Source organism: Zobellia nedashkovskayae (genome assembly GCF_015330125.1).
Lineage (GTDB): Bacteria > Bacteroidota > Bacteroidia > Flavobacteriales > Flavobacteriaceae > Zobellia > Zobellia nedashkovskayae.
The window spans coordinates 3606337-3627819 of sequence record NZ_JADDXR010000002.1 but is presented as its reverse complement, the minus strand read 5'-3'; the positions used below and the strand labels follow the sequence as shown (position 1 = coordinate 3627819).

Below are 21483 nucleotides of genomic sequence, written 5' to 3'. Positions count from 1 at the left end.
TACAATTTAGAAGTAACGAGAATTAATCTTTACGCAAGTTCATTCCTCAAGAACTTCCCGCATGGCTTTCGCTTTTAATAAGCATTCTTCATATTCTTTCTCAGGAATGGCTTTTGCTGTAATTGCACTTCCTACGGAATACGAAACATATTTTTTGGTTGCGTTATAGAGAATACTACGAATCACCACATTGAAATCAAAATCACCCTCTGGTGTAAAATACCCTACTGCACCACTATACAAACCACGCTTAAAAGCTTCAAGCTCCTCAATTATTTTCATAGCAGACACTTTGGGCGCGCCCGTCATACTGCCCATTGGAAAAGATTGTCGGATAATATCCACAGGATTAGCATTAGGCGGTACATGAGCAACAACGGTAGAAATCATTTGGTGTACCTGCTCAAAAGTGTAGACCTCACAGAGCTCCTCCACAACAACACTGCCTTTCAAAGCCCCCTTGGATAAGTCATTACGAACCAAATCAACAATCATTATATTTTCAGCACGTTCTTTCGGGTCCAGCTTAAGCGCTGCTATCAGTTTTTCATCTTCCTCAACCCCAGATGCTCTTTTTGCAGTTCCTTTTATAGGTTGAGAAATTAACTTACTACCGTCTTTGCGTAAATAACGCTCTGGAGAAGCAGAAAGCAAATAATTATCATATACTCTAAGAAATGAAGCAAACGGCGCTTCTGATATCTTATTTAGCTTCTGGTAGGTCTTAAATGGATTGATCTGCGTGTCTTCCGCATAGAATTCTTGGCAGAAATTAGCTTCATAGATATCACCGCGATGAATATGGGATAACATTTTTCTAACCTGCCGGAAATATTCATCCTTAAAAATCCGAAGTTTTATCTTAATATTTTCAGTAACCGTACCCTTCTCTTCTTTTAAATCACCTTCATTTGAAATCAGGTCAAAATCTGGTTGAATTTCATCATCAACCATCATCAAATACTGAAAAACCACAGTGTTCCCGGTTATTTTAATGATTTTCTTGGGTTGAAAAAAGAACAGTTCAGCAAAATTTGGTCCATCGTGATTTTTTGAAGTTAATTGCTCTACATCGTTCTTCAAGTCATAGGAAAAATACCCGAAAATATAGTCTTTTGCCTGACCTTGAAATTCTCTTAGTTTTTCAAAAGCCTGATAACTATCCGTTTTAATGGTCGTTAAGGCATCTACAGCCAACAAAGCATCAAATGAGCCATACTTATTGCTATGTCCATTACCATCTAACCAAACAACCTCTTCAAACTGTTGCGCCCATAGCAATAGGTCCTCTTTAAACTTTCCAATATCAAAAACAGTAAACGAAGCAGAAATACGCAAGTGGCGGAAGCTTTATAGTTTACTTAAAAATTGGTCTAATGCAGCACGATGAGCCTTAGCAAGCTCCTTATCGATGATTCCTTCTCCTACTGTAAAATTTTCTTGAAAATAAGGCAAAGAAAAAGTTGCCGCTACTTGAGCACCAAATCGTGGAATTACATTTGCCGTGGCTTCCAAAGCACTTATACCACCTCTTTGCCCACCGGAAGTAGACATTAACAGCACAGGTTTACCATCTAGAAATTTACGCTCAACACGTGATAACCAATCGGTTAAATTTTTAAAATAAGCTGAAGGCCCACTATTATGCTCATTTACAGAAATAATAATACCATCTGCCTTAACTATATCATTTTTGAGCTCTATCAATGAATTCGAATAGCCGTTTTCTCTCTCGTAGTCCTCACTAAACATAGGAAAAGGGAAATTAGCCATGTTCAATAATTGAATTTTATCCCCCTCAATAAGAGAAACCGTATGTTTTACCAATTGATAATTAATTGATTTAGAAGAATTACTTCCAGCAAATGCCAATATTGAAGCCATAACAAGATGTGTTTTAGCGAAAATATAGCAAATAGAGTTGAATTGCGAGTATTTTGGCTAATTTTGCAGCGAAAACATCCAAACTAACTGTATTACAAGTATATAAGATGGTTATTTTTATTAAGCACACTTAAAAGGATGTATGATATACGTACTAAAGTGTAATGTTTTGAGTTTTAATGATGCTTTTGCCAACTTTTGATATCATCACCAGTGGAAAACAAGACAACAAGGCTATACTTTATTGATGCCATGCGAGCATGGGCCATTCTTATGATGCTACAAGGGCATTTTATAGATGGACTTCTAGATACTGCTTTTAGAGATGGCAGCAGTGTAGCTTTCTCTATTTGGAAATACTTTAGAGGCATTACAGCCCCCGTATTCTTTACGGTTTCTGGCTTTATATTTACCTTTCTTTTAACTAAAGGAGACAAAACCGGTCTGCAGAACCCAAGGGTTAAAAAAGGAGTGAAACGAGGCCTTGAGCTTCTTTTTATTGGCTACCTGTTGCGAATGGACCTTTTTGGACTCTTGCAAGGTAAGATTTACGATTCTTTTTATTTAGTTGATGTATTGCATTGTATTGGCCTTTCTCTATTAGGCATTATTGGTATATACTTACTCGCTCAAAAACGAAAGAAGTTTCTTTTTCCAACAGCCCTCTTAAGCATTACCGTTTTATTATTTCTTTTTGAACCTAGTTACAAAAACTGGGGCTTTACATTTTTACCAGATGCATTTGCCAATTACCTAACTAAAAGCAATGGTTCTGTTTTTACCATTATTCCATGGTTTGGTTATGCTGCATTTGGAGGATTCTTATCAGTAGTTTTTACGAAATTCAAAAATTTTAAACATCTATATACTGTTGCTATACCACTTTTCGCTATAACCGGAGCCACACTCATTGCCTATTCATCTGATTTGTTTTTATACATTTCACAATTGACCGAAATACAGTTATTTGCGAATATTTACTTTAACAATTACTTAATTATAAGATTAGGTGATGTTTTACTTGTTTTCAGTGTTTTTATGCTCCTAAGAGGTTTGCTTAAAAACAGTACAGTACTTAAAATGGGACAGAGCACGCTTTCCATCTACATCGTACATTTTATGATTCTATATGGTTCTTTCACCGGACTAGGTCTGTATCGGTTTTTTCATCATTCCCTTACTCCTGCCGTTGCCATTCCGGGAGCTCTAATCTTTATGATTGTATGTACCTTTTCCGCTCTTAAATATGAGGACAATAAAGAAATCATAAAATTAAGAATTGCAACCACTGTTAAATTTGTGTTCGTCAAAATAGAGGTTTTCTCTCTAGGTATTTTTCAAATTGGAAAAAGTCGGTTTTTTAGATTACTAAGAAAAGTTAGTCGGGCCAAAAACTAACCCAATAGTCAATTGCAAAATAATATCACATAAAAATCCTACCTACAGAATACGGGATATTTACACTTCGTGAAATTAGTAATCACTAAAATTTGAACAAAACCTATACATACAACCTTCACCTATGTCTTTTTAGGTTGCAAAAAGTAAATGGTTTGATCAATTCCTGTTATTAGGACTGAGTCAAAATAAGTACTCAAACATGAACCATTCACTGGATTCATTTATTTTTAGCCTTTTCAACTAAAAATAAAGCGATAGCGAACATGAGTGATAAAAAGTTTACCCCCGTTAAAGTAGCATTAGAAAAAGACAAAAGATACGCATGGTGCACCTGTGGTCATTCGGAAACAAACGTTTTTTGTGACGGTTCCCACAAACAGTATGGCAAACCAGGTTCTTTAGTTTTTCAAGTAGATGAAGACAAAGAAGCTAGGATTTGCACCTGCAAACTAACGAACAACCCTCCTTATTGCGACGGAAGTCACAACAACTAAAACAAAAAAAATCCCGTCTTAATTAGACGGGATTTTTTTTATAATACTATTTTAAGGCCTAGATATGCAGCGCACGATCTTCCGTAGCGGCAAGTGCCGCTTCTTTTACCGCTTCAGCAAAAGTGGGGTGTGCATGACTCATTCTTGAGATATCTTCAGCAGATGCACGGAATTCCATTGCAGTAACGGCTTCTGCGATTAAATCTGCACTACGAGCTCCAATCATGTGAACTCCTAAAACTTCATCCGTTTTCTTATCAGCTAACATTTTTACGAATCCGTCTAAATCCATGCTAGCACGAGAGCGACCTAATGCACGCATTGGAAATTGACCAACTTTATATTCAATACCGGCTTCTTTCAATTCTTCTTCCGTCTTACCAACAGAAGCAACTTCTGGCCACGTGTATACTACACCTGGAATCAAGTTATAATCAATATGCGGTTTTTGACCTGCTAACTGCTCAGCAACCATAGTTCCTTCTTCTTCGGCCTTATGAGCTAACATAGCGCCACGAACAACGTCTCCAATAGCGTAGATATTTGAAGTTGACGTTTGTAAATGATCATTAACCTCAACTTTACCTCTTGCATCCAATTTAACACCGGCAGATTCAACATTCAAACCATCAGTATAAGGCTTTCTACCTACAGCAACAAGGCAGTAATCACCTTTCAGCTCTATCTCTTTACCTTTTTTATCATCGGCCTTAACAATAACTTCATTGCCTTTTCTTTCTACAGATTTTACTTTACTAGAAAGGTTAAATTTAACCTTCTGTTTCTTTAAAACTTTAGTCAGTTCCTTAGAAAGTGAAGCGTCCATTGTAGGGATGATACGATCCATATACTCAACCACAGTAACATCGGCACCAAGGCGTTTGTAAACCTGTCCAAGCTCTAAACCAATAACTCCTCCACCTATAATAATAAGATGTTTTGGTATCTCTTTTAAGGTTAAAGCCTCAGTAGAAGTTATAATGCGTTCTTTATCTATTTTAATGAAAGGCAATGATGAAGGCTTACTTCCTGTAGCTATTATAATATTCTTAGCTTCAATAGTTTCTGTACTCCCATCGTTCTTTTTGATGTTGATATGCGTAGCATCTTTAAAACTACCCAATCCTTCAAAAACCTCTATTTTGTTTTTGTCCATCAAAAACTTAACTCCATCACACGTCTGCTTTACAACAGCCGCTTTTCTAGCAATCATCTGTTCTAGATTTACCTTTATTTCGCCCGGAATATCAATTCCGTGTTCTGCAAAATGCTTGATGGCATCTTCGTAATGATGGGAAGAATCCAATAAAGCCTTAGAAGGTATACAACCCACATTAAGACATGTTCCACCTAAAGTGCTGTATTTTTCGATTATTGCCGTTTTCAATCCCAACTGTGCACAACGAATTGCTGATACATATCCTCCTGGTCCTGAGCCAATAATGGCTACATCGTATGAACTCATAAAAATTTTCTTTGAATTTATCTTACAAAATTAACACTATTTTCCGGTTTGAGCCCACCTTTATCAATTTATACAAAAGTTGCACAAACCCTATCAAAATTGTAATATTACCCAATAGCTAAACCGCAATTAATGACAAGCAAAAATTCAGGGGAGCACAGAGAAAACGAAAACATCGTTAAAAACAGAGAATTAAATATCTGGGAAGCACTAACCCCTGTAATAGCCCTTGTAGCTATGCTGGCCTACAATGTTTATGTTTTTGGAGACGACGCACTTAGTGGCTCTAACCAATTCATTCTTTTACTAGGAGGCGCTGTCGCTGCTATTGTTGGGACATTCAACAAGGTGCCTTACAAGCAAATGATGGCCGAGGTTGCAGAAAACCTTAAATCTACTACTGGAGCTTTACTTATTTTGTTAATGGTAGGTGCTTTAGCAGGCTCATGGTTAATTAGCGGCATCATTCCCGCAATGATTTACTACGGGCTTCAAGTTTTAAACCCTACCATATTTCTTGCGGCCTGTGTTGTTATATGTGCCATTATATCTATTGCCACAGGTAGTAGCTGGACTACTTCCGCCACGGTGGGTATAGCTTTGATCGGTATTGGCGAAGCGCTAGGCATATCTTTAGGCATGACTGCTGGAGCAGTATTGTCCGGTGCTTATTTTGGAGATAAACTTTCTCCCCTTAGCGATACTACCAATTTAGCACCCGCTATGGCAGGTGGTGAGCTTTTTGATCATATTAAATACATGCTATACACTACGGTTCCTACCATAAGCATTACTTTAATATTCTTTATAATTTTAGGATTTACCATAGAAACAAAAGGCTCGGCAGATATAGAATCTATCTTAACTTCTATTAATTCGGCTTTTACAATTACACCTTGGCTTTTTCTTGTACCAATAGTAGTTGTTGTACTTATTATTAAAAAAACACCTCCATTGGCCGCCTTATTAATAGGAACTTTATTAGGAGCTGTATTCGCTCTAATTTTTCAACCTGATGTCGTAGCTGGTATCACCGAAGCTAAAGAACTCACTTTTAGATCAGGTTACGAAGGAATACTAACTGCCATAACGGTTCAAACTTCGGTACCCACAGATAATTTAGCGCTAAACGATTTATTTTCTGCAAAAGGAATGGCCGGGATGATGGGTACTATTTGGCTTATTGTATGTGCCATGGTTTTTGGCGGAATTATGGATGGTATTGGAGCTCTGGACCGCATTACCAAATCATTGTTGAAAATGGCAAAAACTACGTTCGGTCTTTTTGCAAGTACAGTAGGAAGCTGTTTAGCTTTAAACATTACGGCCTCTGATCAATATCTTGCTATTGTAGTTCCGGGAAAAATGTTCAGTAAAGCTTATGCAGATAGAAATTTAGCTCCAGAAAACTTAAGCAGGACCTTAGAGGATTCCGGTACGGTAACCTCCGTTCTTGTGCCTTGGAACACTTGTGGTGCCTACCACAGTAGTGTTTTGGGAGTAGGAACGGCAGAATATGCATTGTTCGCCGTATTTAACTGGTTAAGCCCTATAATGACCCTCATTTTTGCCGCCTTACACATTAAAATCAAGCAATTGACCACCAAAAATACTTCTTCTCATAAAGAAATTTAAATTTCTCAAAACTATTAATTAAGAATATCAAAATTCCTAGCCGCCACACTGTGGATTAGTCAATTTTCATGTTCGCTTTTTATCGATTTAACAACAAAATGTGGATGTACTAAGGAGCATCTACAATAGTTATTCTCCTATCAATTTTTTAAATACCGATTATATGGTCTACGACAATATTGAATGTAATTTTGTATTGAAATTGATAATAAACTTTAAAAAATAAATAATATGGCTTTTGTAGGTAAAAAATTCCCAAACCTGAGTGTGAACGCGATGAACGATTTAGGCGATACATTCAAATTGAACGTTTTAGAAGAAGCTCAAAAAAACAACAAAAAAGTTGTTCTTTTCTGGTACCCTAAAGATTTTACTTTTGTTTGTCCAACTGAATTACACGCTTTTCAAGCTGCTTTAGGTGAGTTCGAAAAAAGAAATACATTGGTAATTGGTGCATCTTGTGATACTGCAGAGGTACACTTTGCTTGGTTAAGCACAGATAAAGATAATGGCGGTATTGAAGGTGTCACTTACCCACTATTGGCAGATAGCAATCGTAACCTTTCTTCTACGTTAGGTATCCTTGATATTACTAATGAGCAGTACAATGATGAAACTGGCGTTGTTACTGTTGAAGGTGATAATGTAACTTACCGTGCTACTTACCTTATTGATGAAGAGGGTACTGTATTTCACGAAGGTATCAACCATATGCCATTAGGCAGAAACGTAAATGAGTATTTGCGTTTGATTGATGCTTATACGCACGTACAAGAAAAAGGTGAAGTTTGTCCTGCAAACTGGGAAGAAGGTAAAGATGCAATGACCGCTGATAGAAATGGTGTTGCTGAGTACCTTTCATCACACGCTAACTAATTCAAGATAAAAAATTCAAAAAGATAACCGCTTGCATTGGGCAATAGCGAAATGCAAGCGGTATCATTTTAAAGAATAATATTCATAAATTTTAAAACCTATAGATTATGGTATTGGAATTAGAACAAGACAATCTGCAAGAAATCATTGCAGACAAAAAAAATGTAATTGTACAGTATTCTGCAGGATGGTGCGGTAACTGTCGTATCATGAAGCCTAAATTTAAGAAAGAGGCATCAACCCACGAAGACTTTACTTTTGTGATTGCCGATGCGGAGAAATTTCCCGAAAGCCGGAAATTAGCTAACGTAGACAACTTGCCTACATTTGCTACTTTTACTAATGGAGAGTTTAAAAATCAAGTACAAACGAACAAATATGATGTTCTAAAAGAATTGATCAGTGAAGCTTCCAGTAATTAAACATTTGACCAATTTCATTGCGGAAAACGACGAAGATTATATTGTTGAAACCATTGAAACTTTAGAAGCCCTAACCGAAGTCTCTTCTTTAAAAGATGAAGAACTTGACGTTATTGGTGAACTCATATCTAATATGTACGGTGCACTTGAAGTACAGAAAGGCATAAAAGAAGGCAAACCTCAAAAAGAGGCTTTGAACGAATTCATGCAGCGTGTAATGGGCGCCATTGACAAATAAACCTAGGGAAAAAACTTTTACTTAGGTATCGAAAAGTGAGATAACTTTTGATTTTTAACCGAATCAATAAAGTTGTTTCACTTTTTTGTTTTGTCACTTCTATTTTTAAAAAGGATATTTCTTTTCTAGAGCACCTTTAATTAGCTCATAATTTTATAATTTCACGTCCAATTTAAATTAAACATATCATGGCAACAGTAACCTTAAAAGGAAACGAAATACATACATTAGGAAATCTACCCGCAAACGGAAGCAAAGCTCCTAATTTTACATTAACAAAAAATGACCTTTCATCCGCATCTCTTTCTGATTACTCAGGCAAGAGAGTGGTATTGAATATATTCCCTAGCGTTGATACAGGCACTTGTGCGCAATCTGTTAGACAATTCAACAAAGAAGCTGCAGAATTAGATAACACTGTAGTTTTATGTGTTTCTAAAGATTTACCATTTGCCCAAGCTCGTTTTTGTGGTGCAGAAGGTATTGAAAATGTAGAAATGTTATCTGATTTTCGTGACGGTAGTTTCGGAAAAGAGTATGCAGTTGCTTTTTCTGATGGACCTTTAGTTTCGTTATTATCAAGATCTGTAGTCGTTCTTAATGAGTCTGGTAACGTAATCTATTCTGAGCAAGTTACTGAAACTGTAGATGAGCCTAATTACAAAGCAGCTCTAGAAGCTTTAGCCGATGCCTAAAGAAGAGTCGTTTGCCGTAAATAGAATAAAAAGTGTGGGCTTCGCTTTGCGTGGAGCCCTTCTTTTAATAAAGACCGAAGCGAGTATTAAAATCCAGGTGTTTTTGGCTATAGTGGTCACCATTGCTGGATTTTATTATGAAATATCCACCACGGAGTGGATTTTTCAAATCTTTGCCGTTTCATTAGTCGTCGGTATTGAAGGAGCCAATACCGCTATCGAAAAAATATGTGATTTCATTCACCCAGAATTTGACGAGAGAATAGGTTTCATAAAAGATGTAGCGGCCGGAGCGGTAATGCTAGTTTCAATTGGCGCTACTATTGTGGGCTGTATTATCTATTTACCAAAAATTTTCTAGTCAGGCCTTCAAACTATACTCAAAGGCAGGCTTTTTTTCGTGAAATAAAGACAAAACATTTGCTGAACCCTAAGAACATATATCGATTAAACGAGTATGCAGTTACCTTGTACCGCATATTTTTGGCTTACATTTTTTACTTTGTGGCAAGAGTTCTATTCTTTGTTTACAACAAAAATTTATTCAACGTTGACAGTGTAATAGATTTTTTGGCACTTAGTTTTTGGGGCCTTAGTTTTGACACCACAGCTATTCTCTATATTAATCTTCTGTTTATAGCGCTTAGTATTTTACCCTTGTGGATCAACACCACTAAGATGTATCAAAAAATTCTCATGTGGATTTACTTGATAACGAACCTAATTGCATTCGCTACCAACTTTGTTGACTTCATCTATTACAACTACACCTTTACCAGAAGTACTTTTGCATCTTTTGAATCTTTAGAAAATGAAGAAAACAAAGAAGCACTGCTTATATCCTTCATATTGGATTATTGGCATGTATTTCTAATATTTATTATTTGTGCTTTTATTTGGGTAAAACTTTACAAATTAGTTGCCGTAAAGAATATATCATATCCTAAAAAAATACCGTATTTCACAAGTTCAGTTGTTGCACTGTTATTAACAGGATTACTTACTATAGGTGGTATTCGTGGTGATTTTAGCCATAGTACGCGTCCAATTAATATGGTGGATGCCAGTAGGCATGTAAAAACTCCTGAACAAGCCAACATCGTCCTTAATACGCCTTTCGCATTTATTAGAACCATAAAATCCTCTGGTTTTAAAAGACGTAGCGGTGTACCCCAAGCAGTTATTGATTCTACTTTCCACCCTATTAAACAGTATAATGATACTGTTGATAATAAACCCAATGTGGTTCTTATTATTATAGAAAGTTTTGGGCGTGAGTATTTAGGCAGCTTTAATAAAGAGATGAATATTAAAGACTACGTGGGTTACACTCCGTTTATTGATTCACTCGCCCAGCACAGTTTAATTTTCCCAAATGCTTTTTCTAACGGAAGAAAGTCCATTCATGCCATGTCTTCCATACTGGCAGGTATACCTTCTTTTAAAACAGCTTATACCTCTACTCCTTATGCCAATAAAAAAATAGAATCTATTATTTCTGCCGTAAACGGCATGGGGTATGACACTTCTTTCTTTCACGGTGCGCCCAACGGTTCTATGGGGTTTTTAGGCTTTGGAAATGTTCTTGGCTACGACCACTATTATGGTAAGACGGAATACAATAATGATGATGATTTTGATGGTATATGGGGGATTTGGGATGAACCTTTTCTTCAATATACCGCCCAAGTATTATCAGAAAAACAACAACCTTTTTTCTCTACTATTTTTACGGTTTCGTCTCATGCCCCCTATCAAGTACCAGAAAAATACGAAGGGAAATTTCCGAAAGGCGACCTAGATATCCATCAATGTGTAGGCTACACAGATTATGCGTTAAAACAGTTCTTTAAAACTATTGAGAATGAACCTTGGTACCAGAACACTGTTTTTGTAATCACGGCAGACCACGGTAACCAAATCTATTATGAGGCCTATCAGAAAACAGCAAATAGGTATGCGGTACCTATACTTATTTTTGACCCCAATGAAAAGTATAAAGGCGTTGACCATAGTTTAGCGCAGCAAATAGACATTTACCCTACTCTAGCCTCTATAACAGGATATCAGAAACCATTTCGAAGCTGGGGAAGAAGTCTGGTTTCAGATAGCATTCAGAAGCCATATGCGCTGGCCAATACAGGTACAAATTTTCTTTTTATGAGAGACAGTCTTATCATGGTTCGTGATGATGAAAACACCTTAGGGCTTTACCAAATTTCAGATAAAGGATTAGAGCACAACATTGCTGGAAAAAATCCGTTAGAAACCAAAAAGATGGAGGTTATGGAAGAAGGCTTTATTCAAGACTACATGAACCGCATTTTAGACGGGCGATTAGACGCGGAAAATAAAACGTACAAAGAACCATAACCACCCTTTAAAGAGTATGTACTCTATAAAAAAGAAAAGACTTTTCGTAATCCCTACTTCGAAAACTTCGTAATACGTATTTTTGCATCCAGTGGAAAAAAAGTAATGGCCAAAAAGAAAACAACGACAACCAAAAAAAAGATTACCCCTAAGAAGGCTAGTCTTGTTGTATCCAAAAAGAACAAAATTATATTGGGAAGCTTGCTCATACTTTTTAGTATGGCACTATTCTTTTCGTTCGTGTCCTTTTATTTTACCTGGCAAGATGACCAAAGTCTGTTGTCTGAGTTTGCCAATAGAAATGAGCAAGCCAAAAACCTACTCAACAAATTTGGTGCTAGTGTTAGTCACTTTTTTGTTTACAAAGGATTTGGCGTCGCTTCTATTATTCTAACAATTTTAGTATGTATTACCGGACTTCATCTGTTTTTAAGTTTAGATAAAAAAGGACTTCTCAAAAAATGGATTTGGGGTCTGATTTTTATGATTTGGATATCCATTGCCTTAGGTTTCTTGGCAGATACAAAACCGTTACTCGGTGGCCTTATAGGTTATGAAATGAACGATTTTCTAAAAGATTATACAGGAAACATAGGTGTTGTGCTTATGCTTCTTTTTGGTTTGATATTTATTTTAGTACGTTTCTTCCATTTTACTCCTGAAGGAATGGCCCATTTTTTTAAGAAAAAGACTTCTTCAATAAAATCTGAATTACAATCAACTTCAAAAGAAGCTACGGACGCTATTAGAGATGTTCAAGAATCCATTAAAAAAACAGAAAAGGAAACGCCTGTAGTTCTTGATACATACACACATAAAAAAGACATTCCACCTCTAAAAAAAGAAAAAATTGTTTTAGATGATTTTGAGGTTACTGTTCCTGCAGAAGAGGAAACGACGGATGAACTCGCAATGGAAGTGGAAGAAATTGTTGAAGAACAGGAGGAAACAGATAATATTGCCAATAAATTAGTGGAAGATTTTGGGGAGTTTGACCCTACCCTAGAACTTGGTCACTACAAATTTCCAACCATAGAACTTTTGGACCAGCATGGTGTTACCGGTGGTATTACCATTAACCAAGAAGAACTTGAGGAAAATAAAAATAAGATTGTAGACACTCTTAAGAACTACAAGATCGGTATTTCGCAAATTAAAGCAACGATTGGCCCAACGGTTACACTTTATGAAATTGTTCCTGAGGCAGGAGTGCGGATCTCTAAAATTAAAAATCTAGAAGATGATATTGCGCTTTCACTTGCAGCTTTAGGTATTCGTATTATCGCGCCAATTCCCGGTAAAGGAACTATTGGTATAGAAGTACCTAACAAAAACTCGACTATCGTTTCTATGCGATCTGTTATTGCTTCTAGTAAGTTTCAAAAAGCAGAAATGGAATTGCCAATTGCTTTTGGTAAGACCATTAGTAATGAAACGTTTGTGGTTGATTTGGCTAAAATGCCTCACCTTCTAATGGCAGGTGCAACTGGCCAAGGTAAATCCGTAGGTTTAAATGCGGTACTGACATCGTTGCTCTACAAAAAGCATCCAGCAGAGGTAAAATTTATATTGGTAGATCCTAAAAAAGTAGAACTGTCCATCTATAATAAGATAGAAAGGCACTTTTTGGCCAAATTACCAGATTCCGAAGAAGCTATTATAACGGATAACGCCAAGGTAATTAACACCTTAAATTCTCTTTGTATTGAAATGGACAACAGGTATGAACTGTTGAAACATGCCCAGGTTCGTAACCTTAAGGAATATAATGTGAAATTTAAGTCGCGTAAATTGAATCCTAACGACGGGCATAAATTTTTACCCTATATTGTTTTAGTTATAGATGAATTTGCAGATTTGATCATGACTGCCGGGAAAGAGGTAGAAACACCTATTGCACGTTTGGCACAGTTGGCAAGAGCTATTGGTATTCACTTAATTATTGCTACACAAAGACCATCCGTAAACGTTATAACAGGTATTATTAAGGCGAATTTCCCTGCTAGAATTGCATTTAGAGTAACCTCTAAAATAGATTCAAGAACTATACTGGATGCTCAGGGAGCAGATCAGTTGATTGGACGTGGGGACATGTTGTTTACACAAGGTAACGATGTTACCCGTATTCAATGTGCATTTGTGGACACCCCTGAAGTTGCTAAAATTACGGAATACATAGGCTCTCAACGAGCCTACCCAAATGCCTACGAACTACCAGAATATTCTGGAGAGGATTCTGGCACAAGTATTGATAATAATATATCCGAGAGAGATATCCTTTTTCGTGACGCGGCCGAAGTTATCGTTACCGCCCAACAAGGTTCTGCCTCTCTAATACAAAGAAAATTGAAATTGGGTTACAACCGTGCTGGCCGTATCGTAGATCAACTTGAAGCCGCTGGTATTGTAGGGCCATTTGAAGGTAGTAAGGCAAGACAGGTATTAGTACCTGATTTTGTTGCCCTAGATGAATTATTAAACAACGAACGCTCATAAATAGAGCTATTAATTTAAATAGTAAAATGAAAAATATTTTTTTAGTACTTACTCTTGTATTACTATCGAACACCACTTTTGCACAAAATTCAGAGAAAGCAAAAGTCTTGCTAGAAGACGTTTATAATAAGGTAAAAAGCTATGACAATATCTATGTCGATTTTAAATATGTCCTCAACAATGCAGAAGCTGGCATAAATCAAGAAACCCGTGGCGAAGTCACTTTACAAGGTGATAAGTACATTGGCAATTTCTTTGGCTCTACCCAGCTGTTTGATGGTTCTAAAGTGTATACCATAATACCGGAAAACGAAGAGGTTACTATTGAAGACAAATCAGAGGATGAAAATGCACTGACTCCTGCAAAAATGTTGACTTTTTATAAAGAAGGTCACAATTATGAAATGGACATTCTACAAAACGTGAACGGTAGGAAAATTCAGTACGTGAAGCTTACTCCTATTGACACAGACTCAGAGATAAAGACTATTCTGCTGGGGATAGATGCTGAAACAAAGCATATATACAAGCTTATAGAAACTGGCAAAAATGGCACTACTACAACCATTACCGTTAATTCTTTCAAAACTGACCAACCTTTGTCAAAAACCTTGTTTACTTTTGATGAGGCTAAGTACAAAAATGACGGGTACTACATAGTAAGAAACTAACATTGCCACATTGAGAATTCTAGACCGATATATATTATCGCGGTTCCTTTATAATTTTTTGAGTTCGTTTGTAATATTGATGTTCATCTTCATATTTCAGACGATATGGTTGTTTATTGATGATTTTGCCGGAAAAGGTCTGGACATAGTCATCATAGGCAAATTTTTCTTTTTCATGATGCCCAGTTTAACCGAAAAGGTGTTACCTCTAACCGTTATTTTGGCCTCAATTCTTACTTTCGGAACCCTTGCGGAGAACTACGAATTTGCAGCAATGAAAGCCTCCGGCATTTCTTTACAGCGCTCTATGCTAAGCCTTATTATTTTTATGGTCCTTTTAGGGGGCGTTACCTTCTACTTTGCAAATAGCGTTATACCTGCTTCTGAGCAGAAAATCTACAATATGCGCCGTAACATTGCCAAAGTAAAACCTGCAGCAGCTATAGAAAAAGGTGTTTTTAGCGACTTTGAGGGTATGAGTATCAAAGTTGATGAAAAGTATGGCGAGAAAGATCGCTTTTTAAAAAATGTAATCATTCACCAGAAAACCGCTGCCAATGTCAATAGCACCGTAATTAAAGCGAAAACAGGTGAGCTCATTAGTAGTGAAGATTCAGAACTTATCCAATTAGTACTTCGTGATGGTCATGATTATCGTGACATGGATAAGTCAAAAAGTACAGAGAAACGAAAATACCCCTTTACTAATACCGATTTTGAGATTTACCGGATGAACATTGAAATTCCGGAAATGGAGCAAGACCTTGAAGAAGAAAACGTATCTAATCGTGAGAAGATGAAAAACGTATCTCGGTTAATAAAAGATATGGATTCAATTGAGGACGATAACCGCAGAATCGTTCAGGCTTTCTCCAAAAATATAGTTTATAGAATGGGTGGTTTTATTCCTCTTACCCCCAAAGACACAGCAGTTACCAAAAAAATGGAATTGCTTCGTGAGAAAGAGGCATCAGCAGAAAAGAAAACTGTATCAAAAAATTCTATTGATACCGCAACCGCAGTAACTACAGTCATCAAAGCAGATTCCATTGCAGAAGCCGCTGTAGAACCAAAAGAAAAATCATCTCCAACAGACATTATATCCTTATTCAAAGATTGGCAGAAAGTACAGGTAATGAACTCCGCTAAAAACTCGGTTTCTAATATAATGACCTCTATTGAAGGTAAAAAACAAGAGCTGGACAAGCGTTACGAAATACACCGTAGGCATGTCTTCTCATTACATGAAAAGTATGCTTTGGCACTTTCTTGTATCATCTTATTTTTTGTAGGGGCACCATTAGGCGCTATTATAAGAAAAGGAGGTATTGGTTTACCAATGGTAGTTGCCATTTTACTATTTTTAGTCTATTATTTTTTAGGTGTTTTTGCTGAAAACTATAGCTACAAAGGCAATATTCACCCTATTATTGGAGCATGGCTATCTTCAATGGTTATGTTACCTTTAGGTATTTATTTAACAAGACAAGCTACCGCAGACCAAGGAATGATAAATTTTGGAAACGTTATAGACCTTGTCAAACGACTTTTTGCTAAAAAAGACAAAACTGAAGAAGAATGATTACCGATATGGAAAAGAAAATTCAATTGAATACTATTGAGGAGGCCATTGATGAAATTAGAAAAGGTAACGTCATTATTGTTGTAGACGATGAAAATCGTGAGAACGAAGGTGATTTTTTAGCTGCTGCAGAATTGGCAACAACTGAAACCGTAAATTTTATGGCTACCCACGGTAGAGGACTTATTTGCGCTCCGTTAACTGAAGGCAGATGTAAAGATTTAGGTCTTCACATGATGGTCAATAACAATACGGATCCTATGGAAACGGCCTTCACCGTATCTGTGGATTTACGTGGTGGTGGAGTTACTACCGGTATTTCTGCTTCAGATAGAGCCCAAACCGTACTTGCTTTAACTAAAAAGGAAACCAAACCACACGATTTAGCACGTCCTGGACATATTTTTCCGCTTGTTGCAAGAGAAGGTGGCGTATTGCGAAGAACAGGCCACACAGAAGCCGCTATTGATTTTGCGCGCTTGGCAGGATTACAACCAGCTGGTTATATCGTAGAAATCATGAATGAAGACGGGAGTATGGCCCGTTTGCCTCAATTAGTAAAGGTTGCTAAAAAGTTTGACCTTAAAATTGTTTCTATAGAGGACTTAGTTGCCTATAGAATGGAGCATGATAGCCTTATTGCTAAAAAAGAAGATTTTGATATAGAAACTCGTTTTGGGAAATTCCGTTTACGAGCTTATCAACAGACTACTAATAACCATGTACATGTTGCGTTAACAAAAGGCTCATGGAGCAAAACCGAAAAGGTATTGACTCGTATCAATTCTACCTTGGTTAACAATGATATTTTAGGTACGCTTACCAATAACCCTGATGCAAAACTTGAAGACATGTTCAAGGCTATAGATAAGGAAGGAAAAGGTGCCATTGTATTTATAAATCAAGATTCGGAATCACTGAACCTATTATCTCGATTGGCGGAACTGAAAGAACTACAGAAAAAAGGAATTCAAAAAGCACCAAAAATTGATATGGACGCTCGTGATTTTGGTATCGGAGCACAAATTCTTCATGATTTGGGCATTGCCAAAATGCGAATCCTTTCAAATTCACCACAGACTAAACGTGTTGGTATTATTGGTTACGGTATTGAGATTGTGGAGTACGTAGGGTATTAGAATATCTTTTAGCTCGATAAGCTATTTTATTAATTGACTTGGCGGATAACCAAATTGCTTTTTAAAGCAACGGCTAAAATATAAGGGATCACTAAACCCAATTAAGGTAGTAACTTCAGACACATTGTATTTTTTTGTTCGTAGAAGTTGAGCTGATTTTTTAAGTCTAATCGTTCGTATGAATTCATTGGGCGCCAAATCCGTAAGTTCTTTAATCTTTCTGTATAATTTTGATGAACTCATCCCCAATGACTGACAAAGAAGAGAAGTGTTTAACTCGCAATTCCCCATATTCTCATGAATCAATTTCGTTAAATCTTCCATGAAAGATTGATCTATGGGTGAATGTGTCAATGTATTCACTTGACTCTCTATTTCTTCAGAAAATCTATTTTTCAATTCTTTTCTGGAATTGATGATATTTTCAATTCTTGTTTTAAGTAATGAAGGATCAAACGGTTTTACCAAATACCCATCAGCCCCAGAACTGTAACCCTTTATTTTATCATCGTTATCTGATAATGCCGTTAATAGAATAACAGGAATATGACTAATATCCGCATCGTTCTTTAATGCTTTACAAAATTCTAATCCGTTTTTGACGGGCATCATAACATCTGCAATACAGATAGCTGGTTTTACATTTAAGCAGACTTCCAATCCTTTTTCTCCGTTCTCAGCTTCAAAAACCTTATAGTAATCAGAGAGGTAATCCATCAAATAATTACGTAGTTCCGCATTGTCTTCTACAATTAATATTCGTTCTTTTAAGTGCGTACTTTGGATGATTTTCTTTGCGGTTATTAATTGCGGAGATTCTTCTACTACTTGGCTTTTCTCATACTCAAATACTTCATCATCTTTATAGGCCGTACGGGCTATGGGAAGTTTCAGAGTAAAAACACTGCCTTTATTCAGCGTACTTTCTACGGTAATATGTCCTTTATGTAATTCCGCCAAAGCCCTTACCAATGAAAGACCTATACCAGAACCCGTATTGAGACTGGTACTATTGGAAGCTTGATAAAATCGAGAGAAAATTTTCTTTTGACTTTCTTTAGGCACTCCAATTCCGTCATCACTCACTTCTACTATTAAGAAGGGCTGACCCCCCTCCTCTTTTACTTCTATAAAAAGGTCTACATGACCATAATTATGGGTGAATTTCAATGCATTGGATAATAGATTATACAGCATTTTATCATACTTGTCTCGGTCTATATATCCTTCAATCTCGGCATTTTCAGATATTAAGTTAAAATTGATTTTTTTATCGTCCGCCAACTCTTCAAATGAGCGAAAGGTATTTTTCGTATACAGAAGAATATCCGTCTTCGTTACTTTCAATCGCAATTCACCAGATTGGGCCCTTCTAAAATCCAGCACCTGATTTACCAAATTTAATAACCTATTTGCGTTCTGGTGAATGAGGTTATACCGGCTCTGTTGAAAATAATTACCCGAATCCTTTCCATCTTCTATCAACTGTTTTGCCGGACCTAAAATTAGCGTTAACGGAGTTCTGAGTTCATGAGATATATTCGTAAAGAAACGTAGCTTTTCGTTATTCAATTTTTCATCACGTTCTCGCTTTACCCTTTCCATTAACCATTGTTGTTTTAATACAATACGGGTTCTTATTTGTTTGCGTATGAGATAAAAAGCCAAGGCCAACACCAATAACAAAAGAAAAAACGCTTTATAGGTAAACCAAAAAGGTGGTAAAATTTCAATTTGGTAAGAAGCAACATCACTCCATACCCCATGACTGTTCATTGCCTTTACTTTAAACACATACTCTCCAGAAAACAAATTGGTGTATTGTACTGTTCGTTGCCGAACATCTACGGTGTTCCAATTTTCATCAAAACCTTCTAAAATATAGCTATACCTATTCTGTCTTCCGTTAACGTAAGATGGACTAGAAAAAGTAAGAGAGAAATTCTTATTGGTATTTTTAAGAACCAGATTTCTATCTATGTTTATATCAGATTTAAGTACCTGTTGTCCGTTTATTACTGAACCTATTTCTACCGCCTTATTCTGTACTCTAATATTGGTGATTATTGGTTCCGGCGCATATTCGTTTACGGAGAGCTCTTTTGGTGAAAAGGTTATAATTCCCTCCTTACCACCAAGGTACATATGGGAATCATCCGCATAATAAAAGCCTCTGGTACTGAATATATCCAGCCGGTTACCACTTTCCGTATGATACAATTTTAATTCTTTTGAGGTAATGTCATATTTACCCAAATTATTATTGTTCATATTCAACCACAGAAACCCATCTTTATTAGATAGAAGGTTTGTAATCCAACGATTCTGTAACCCCCCTATCTCTTCTATTGGTAAAAAATTATCTAGAGCCGGGTCATAATAACAGAGCCCCTTACGGGTAGCGGCCCAAATTTTACCGGATTCATCTATGGCAATATCACTAACGTTATTATGCGGCAAACCAACCTCATTCTCTGATTTGGCTTCGTAAGCTATAACTTTCATTGATTGTTGATCGTAGCAATAGACGCCCATTTGCGTAGCAAACCAAATTTTATTATCCGCACTCGCTTTTACCGTGTTAATATCTAGAGTGGGTAACAAATTCCCATACGACTCATCTACTCTTTGAGTTTCCAAATTTAGAACAACGGCACCCTCACCGTGGGAAGCTATAATCATTTGGTCATTTCCGAAAGGCTCAAAAGCTAAAATGGGGGCATTTTTAAATCCTACATCAATTACCTTATCTGTTTTGTTTAGGTAATCATAAACCAGTATTTTCCCGTTCCAAAGACCACAATAGAATATTTTCCCATTAGGAGAATACATACTTGCAATATCTTTTTGGGAATTATAAAGGGAAATGTATTTTTCTTCTTCTGAAATAAATAGACCATTATGCCGTGTTGCTACTATTATTTTTTCATCAAAAGTTTTTGAGAAATCGCGGATACGAGGTACTTGGTTATCTATAAAGCGACTGATCGATGTGTTGTATTTAAACTGATTCTCATAAGGATCGTATTTATCCAATCCTTCTTCAGTGCCCACCCAAAGCACACCAGAAGCATCAAAATATAATGAAGAAACCAAGTTATCGACTAATGAGTCATCATCAGACAATTCGGAAAAATACCAATCATACTGCTTAGTCTGAATGTCTTCTAAAGTATCTACCTGTAAAATACCCCCTAAAGTTCCCAACCAGTATTTTCCATTGGGAGCCTTAGCTATTGATATAAAATAAGGTCCTAACTTATCTCTTACCTCAGAATCTTCAATAAGCAAATTTTGAAAGCTATCCTGATTTACATTCAATTTGTATAACCCGTTTCTACTACCTGCAAAAATGTCCGACTTATGATCTTCATAAATGAAATTTATGTAAGGGCTAGCTTCATTTTCAACGGATAACGAATATTGTTTTATTTGGACAATGGAACCAAGGTTATCCAAAGAAATCCTAGCTATTCCAACATCACCATAACTACCAATCCATAAACGGCCTTTAGAATCTTCAAAAATTTCTTTAACGTAGACAAAACCTTCAATTGGAATTTTACTGAAGCTTTCTTCTTTAGAGTCGTACAGAAATAATCCTTGGTCTTTAGTACCAACCCAAACTCTATTAAACGAATCTATATGGACAGACCTAATTTCCTTATCCGGCAATGACCCTGCATTATTAGCCTCAGGTAAAAAAACTTTGAATTTATAGGTGTTTAAATCAAGAAGAGTAAGCCCGTTACGCGTCCCAATCCATAATTGGTTCGTCTCTTTATTAAATTCCAATGCAGTAATATCATCGTTGGGAATGGTATTTACAGAAGGAGATACGCTGGTATATGATTTAAATTCATACCCATCAAAACGGTTAAGACCAGAAAATGTTCCAAACCAAAGAAAGCCCTCATTATCTTGAACAATATGTCTTACCGAATTATGGGAAATACCACTAGCATCATTATAGTGCTCAAATTTTAATGATTGGGCACACATTCCCCAAACAGAGAAGATAAACCAGAAAACACATGTTAATCGGTAGCCCATTTTTTTGAGTTGCACTTACAATTTAAGGTTTTAAAAATAACCTCCTAGCTCATCTACTT

Annotated in this window: 17 protein-coding genes; 13 read left to right on the top strand and 4 right to left on the bottom strand. The window is 36.5% G+C overall.

Annotated elements, in window-relative coordinates:
* Positions 1 to 39: 39 nt before the first annotated feature.
* Positions 40 to 1338, bottom strand: a complete 1299-nt coding sequence (locus IWB64_RS14760; protein ID WP_194534729.1) for an anthranilate synthase component I family protein — start codon at positions 1336 to 1338, stop codon at positions 40 to 42.
* A 12-nt stretch (positions 1339 to 1350) separates the two neighbouring features.
* The gene (locus tag IWB64_RS14755) at positions 1351 to 1884 is read right to left on the bottom strand and encodes an NADPH-dependent FMN reductase (protein WP_194534728.1); all 534 of its coding nucleotides are present in this window, start codon (positions 1882 to 1884) and stop codon (positions 1351 to 1353) included.
* A 213-nt stretch (positions 1885 to 2097) separates the two neighbouring features.
* On the opposite strand from IWB64_RS14755, the gene IWB64_RS14750 reads away from it, so the two are divergent.
* Positions 2098 to 3282 carry an acyltransferase family protein gene (locus IWB64_RS14750; protein WP_194534727.1) on the top strand — a complete coding sequence of 395 codons (1185 nt, stop codon included), beginning with the start codon at positions 2098 to 2100 and terminating at the stop codon, positions 3280 to 3282.
* A gap of 266 nt (positions 3283 to 3548) precedes the next feature.
* Entirely contained in the window at positions 3549 to 3779 is a 231-nt protein-coding gene (locus tag IWB64_RS14745) for a CDGSH iron-sulfur domain-containing protein (RefSeq protein ID WP_194534726.1), read from the top strand.
* A 58-nt stretch (positions 3780 to 3837) separates the two neighbouring features.
* Here the strand turns inward: IWB64_RS14745 and lpdA are convergent, their stop codons facing one another.
* On the bottom strand, positions 3838 to 5244 hold the full coding sequence (lpdA, locus tag IWB64_RS14740) for a dihydrolipoyl dehydrogenase (RefSeq protein WP_194534725.1): 1407 nt from the start codon (positions 5242 to 5244) through the stop codon (positions 3838 to 3840).
* Between the two features lie 132 nt (positions 5245 to 5376).
* On the opposite strand from lpdA, the gene nhaC reads away from it, so the two are divergent.
* The 11 genes from nhaC to ribB all read left to right on the top strand — a co-directional run bounded on the left by nhaC (position 5377) and on the right by ribB (position 17371).
* Positions 5377 to 6879, top strand: coding sequence for a Na+/H+ antiporter NhaC (gene nhaC, locus IWB64_RS14735; RefSeq protein ID WP_194534724.1), 1503 nt, complete (start codon positions 5377 to 5379; stop codon positions 6877 to 6879).
* A gap of 231 nt (positions 6880 to 7110) precedes the next feature.
* Positions 7111 to 7755: a peroxiredoxin gene (locus IWB64_RS14730; RefSeq protein ID WP_194534723.1), complete on the top strand. Its 645-nt coding sequence runs from the start codon at positions 7111 to 7113 to the stop codon at positions 7753 to 7755.
* A 107-nt stretch (positions 7756 to 7862) separates the two neighbouring features.
* Positions 7863 to 8177: a thioredoxin family protein gene (locus tag IWB64_RS14725; RefSeq protein ID WP_194534722.1), complete on the top strand. Its 315-nt coding sequence runs from the start codon at positions 7863 to 7865 to the stop codon at positions 8175 to 8177.
* On the top strand, positions 8158 to 8415 hold the full coding sequence (locus tag IWB64_RS14720; RefSeq protein WP_194534721.1) for a DUF6952 family protein: 258 nt from the start codon (positions 8158 to 8160) through the stop codon (positions 8413 to 8415). The genes IWB64_RS14725 and IWB64_RS14720 overlap by 20 nt, the downstream gene beginning before the upstream one ends.
* A gap of 188 nt (positions 8416 to 8603) precedes the next feature.
* Complete coding sequence (gene tpx / locus IWB64_RS14715) at positions 8604 to 9110, top strand: thiol peroxidase (protein ID WP_194534720.1); 507 nt, start codon at positions 8604 to 8606, stop codon at positions 9108 to 9110.
* Positions 9103 to 9471 (top strand): diacylglycerol kinase, encoded by a 369-nt coding sequence (locus IWB64_RS14710; protein WP_194534719.1) that lies wholly within the window; start codon positions 9103 to 9105, stop codon positions 9469 to 9471. Before tpx ends, IWB64_RS14710 begins: the two co-directional genes overlap by 8 nt.
* Before the next feature lie 59 nt (positions 9472 to 9530).
* Positions 9531 to 11483 (top strand): LTA synthase family protein, encoded by a 1953-nt coding sequence (locus IWB64_RS14705; RefSeq protein ID WP_226975905.1) that lies wholly within the window; start codon positions 9531 to 9533, stop codon positions 11481 to 11483.
* Between the two features lie 105 nt (positions 11484 to 11588).
* Positions 11589 to 13979, top strand: a complete 2391-nt coding sequence (locus tag IWB64_RS14700; protein ID WP_194534718.1) for an FtsK/SpoIIIE family DNA translocase — start codon at positions 11589 to 11591, stop codon at positions 13977 to 13979.
* Between the two features lie 26 nt (positions 13980 to 14005).
* Entirely contained in the window at positions 14006 to 14650 is a 645-nt protein-coding gene (locus IWB64_RS14695; protein WP_194534717.1) for a LolA family protein, read from the top strand.
* A 10-nt stretch (positions 14651 to 14660) separates the two neighbouring features.
* Positions 14661 to 16232 carry an LptF/LptG family permease gene (locus IWB64_RS14690; protein ID WP_194534716.1) on the top strand — a complete coding sequence of 524 codons (1572 nt, stop codon included), beginning with the start codon at positions 14661 to 14663 and terminating at the stop codon, positions 16230 to 16232.
* Entirely contained in the window at positions 16229 to 17371 is a 1143-nt protein-coding gene (gene ribB, locus IWB64_RS14685; RefSeq protein ID WP_194534715.1) for a 3,4-dihydroxy-2-butanone-4-phosphate synthase, read from the top strand. Before IWB64_RS14690 ends, ribB begins: the two co-directional genes overlap by 4 nt.
* A gap of 21 nt (positions 17372 to 17392) precedes the next feature.
* On the opposite strand, the gene IWB64_RS14680 is transcribed toward ribB, so the two are convergent.
* A complete protein-coding gene (locus IWB64_RS14680; RefSeq protein WP_317171983.1) occupies positions 17393 to 21439 on the bottom strand; it encodes a two-component regulator propeller domain-containing protein in 4047 nt (1348 codons plus the stop codon).
* Positions 21440 to 21483: the final 44 nt, after the last annotated feature.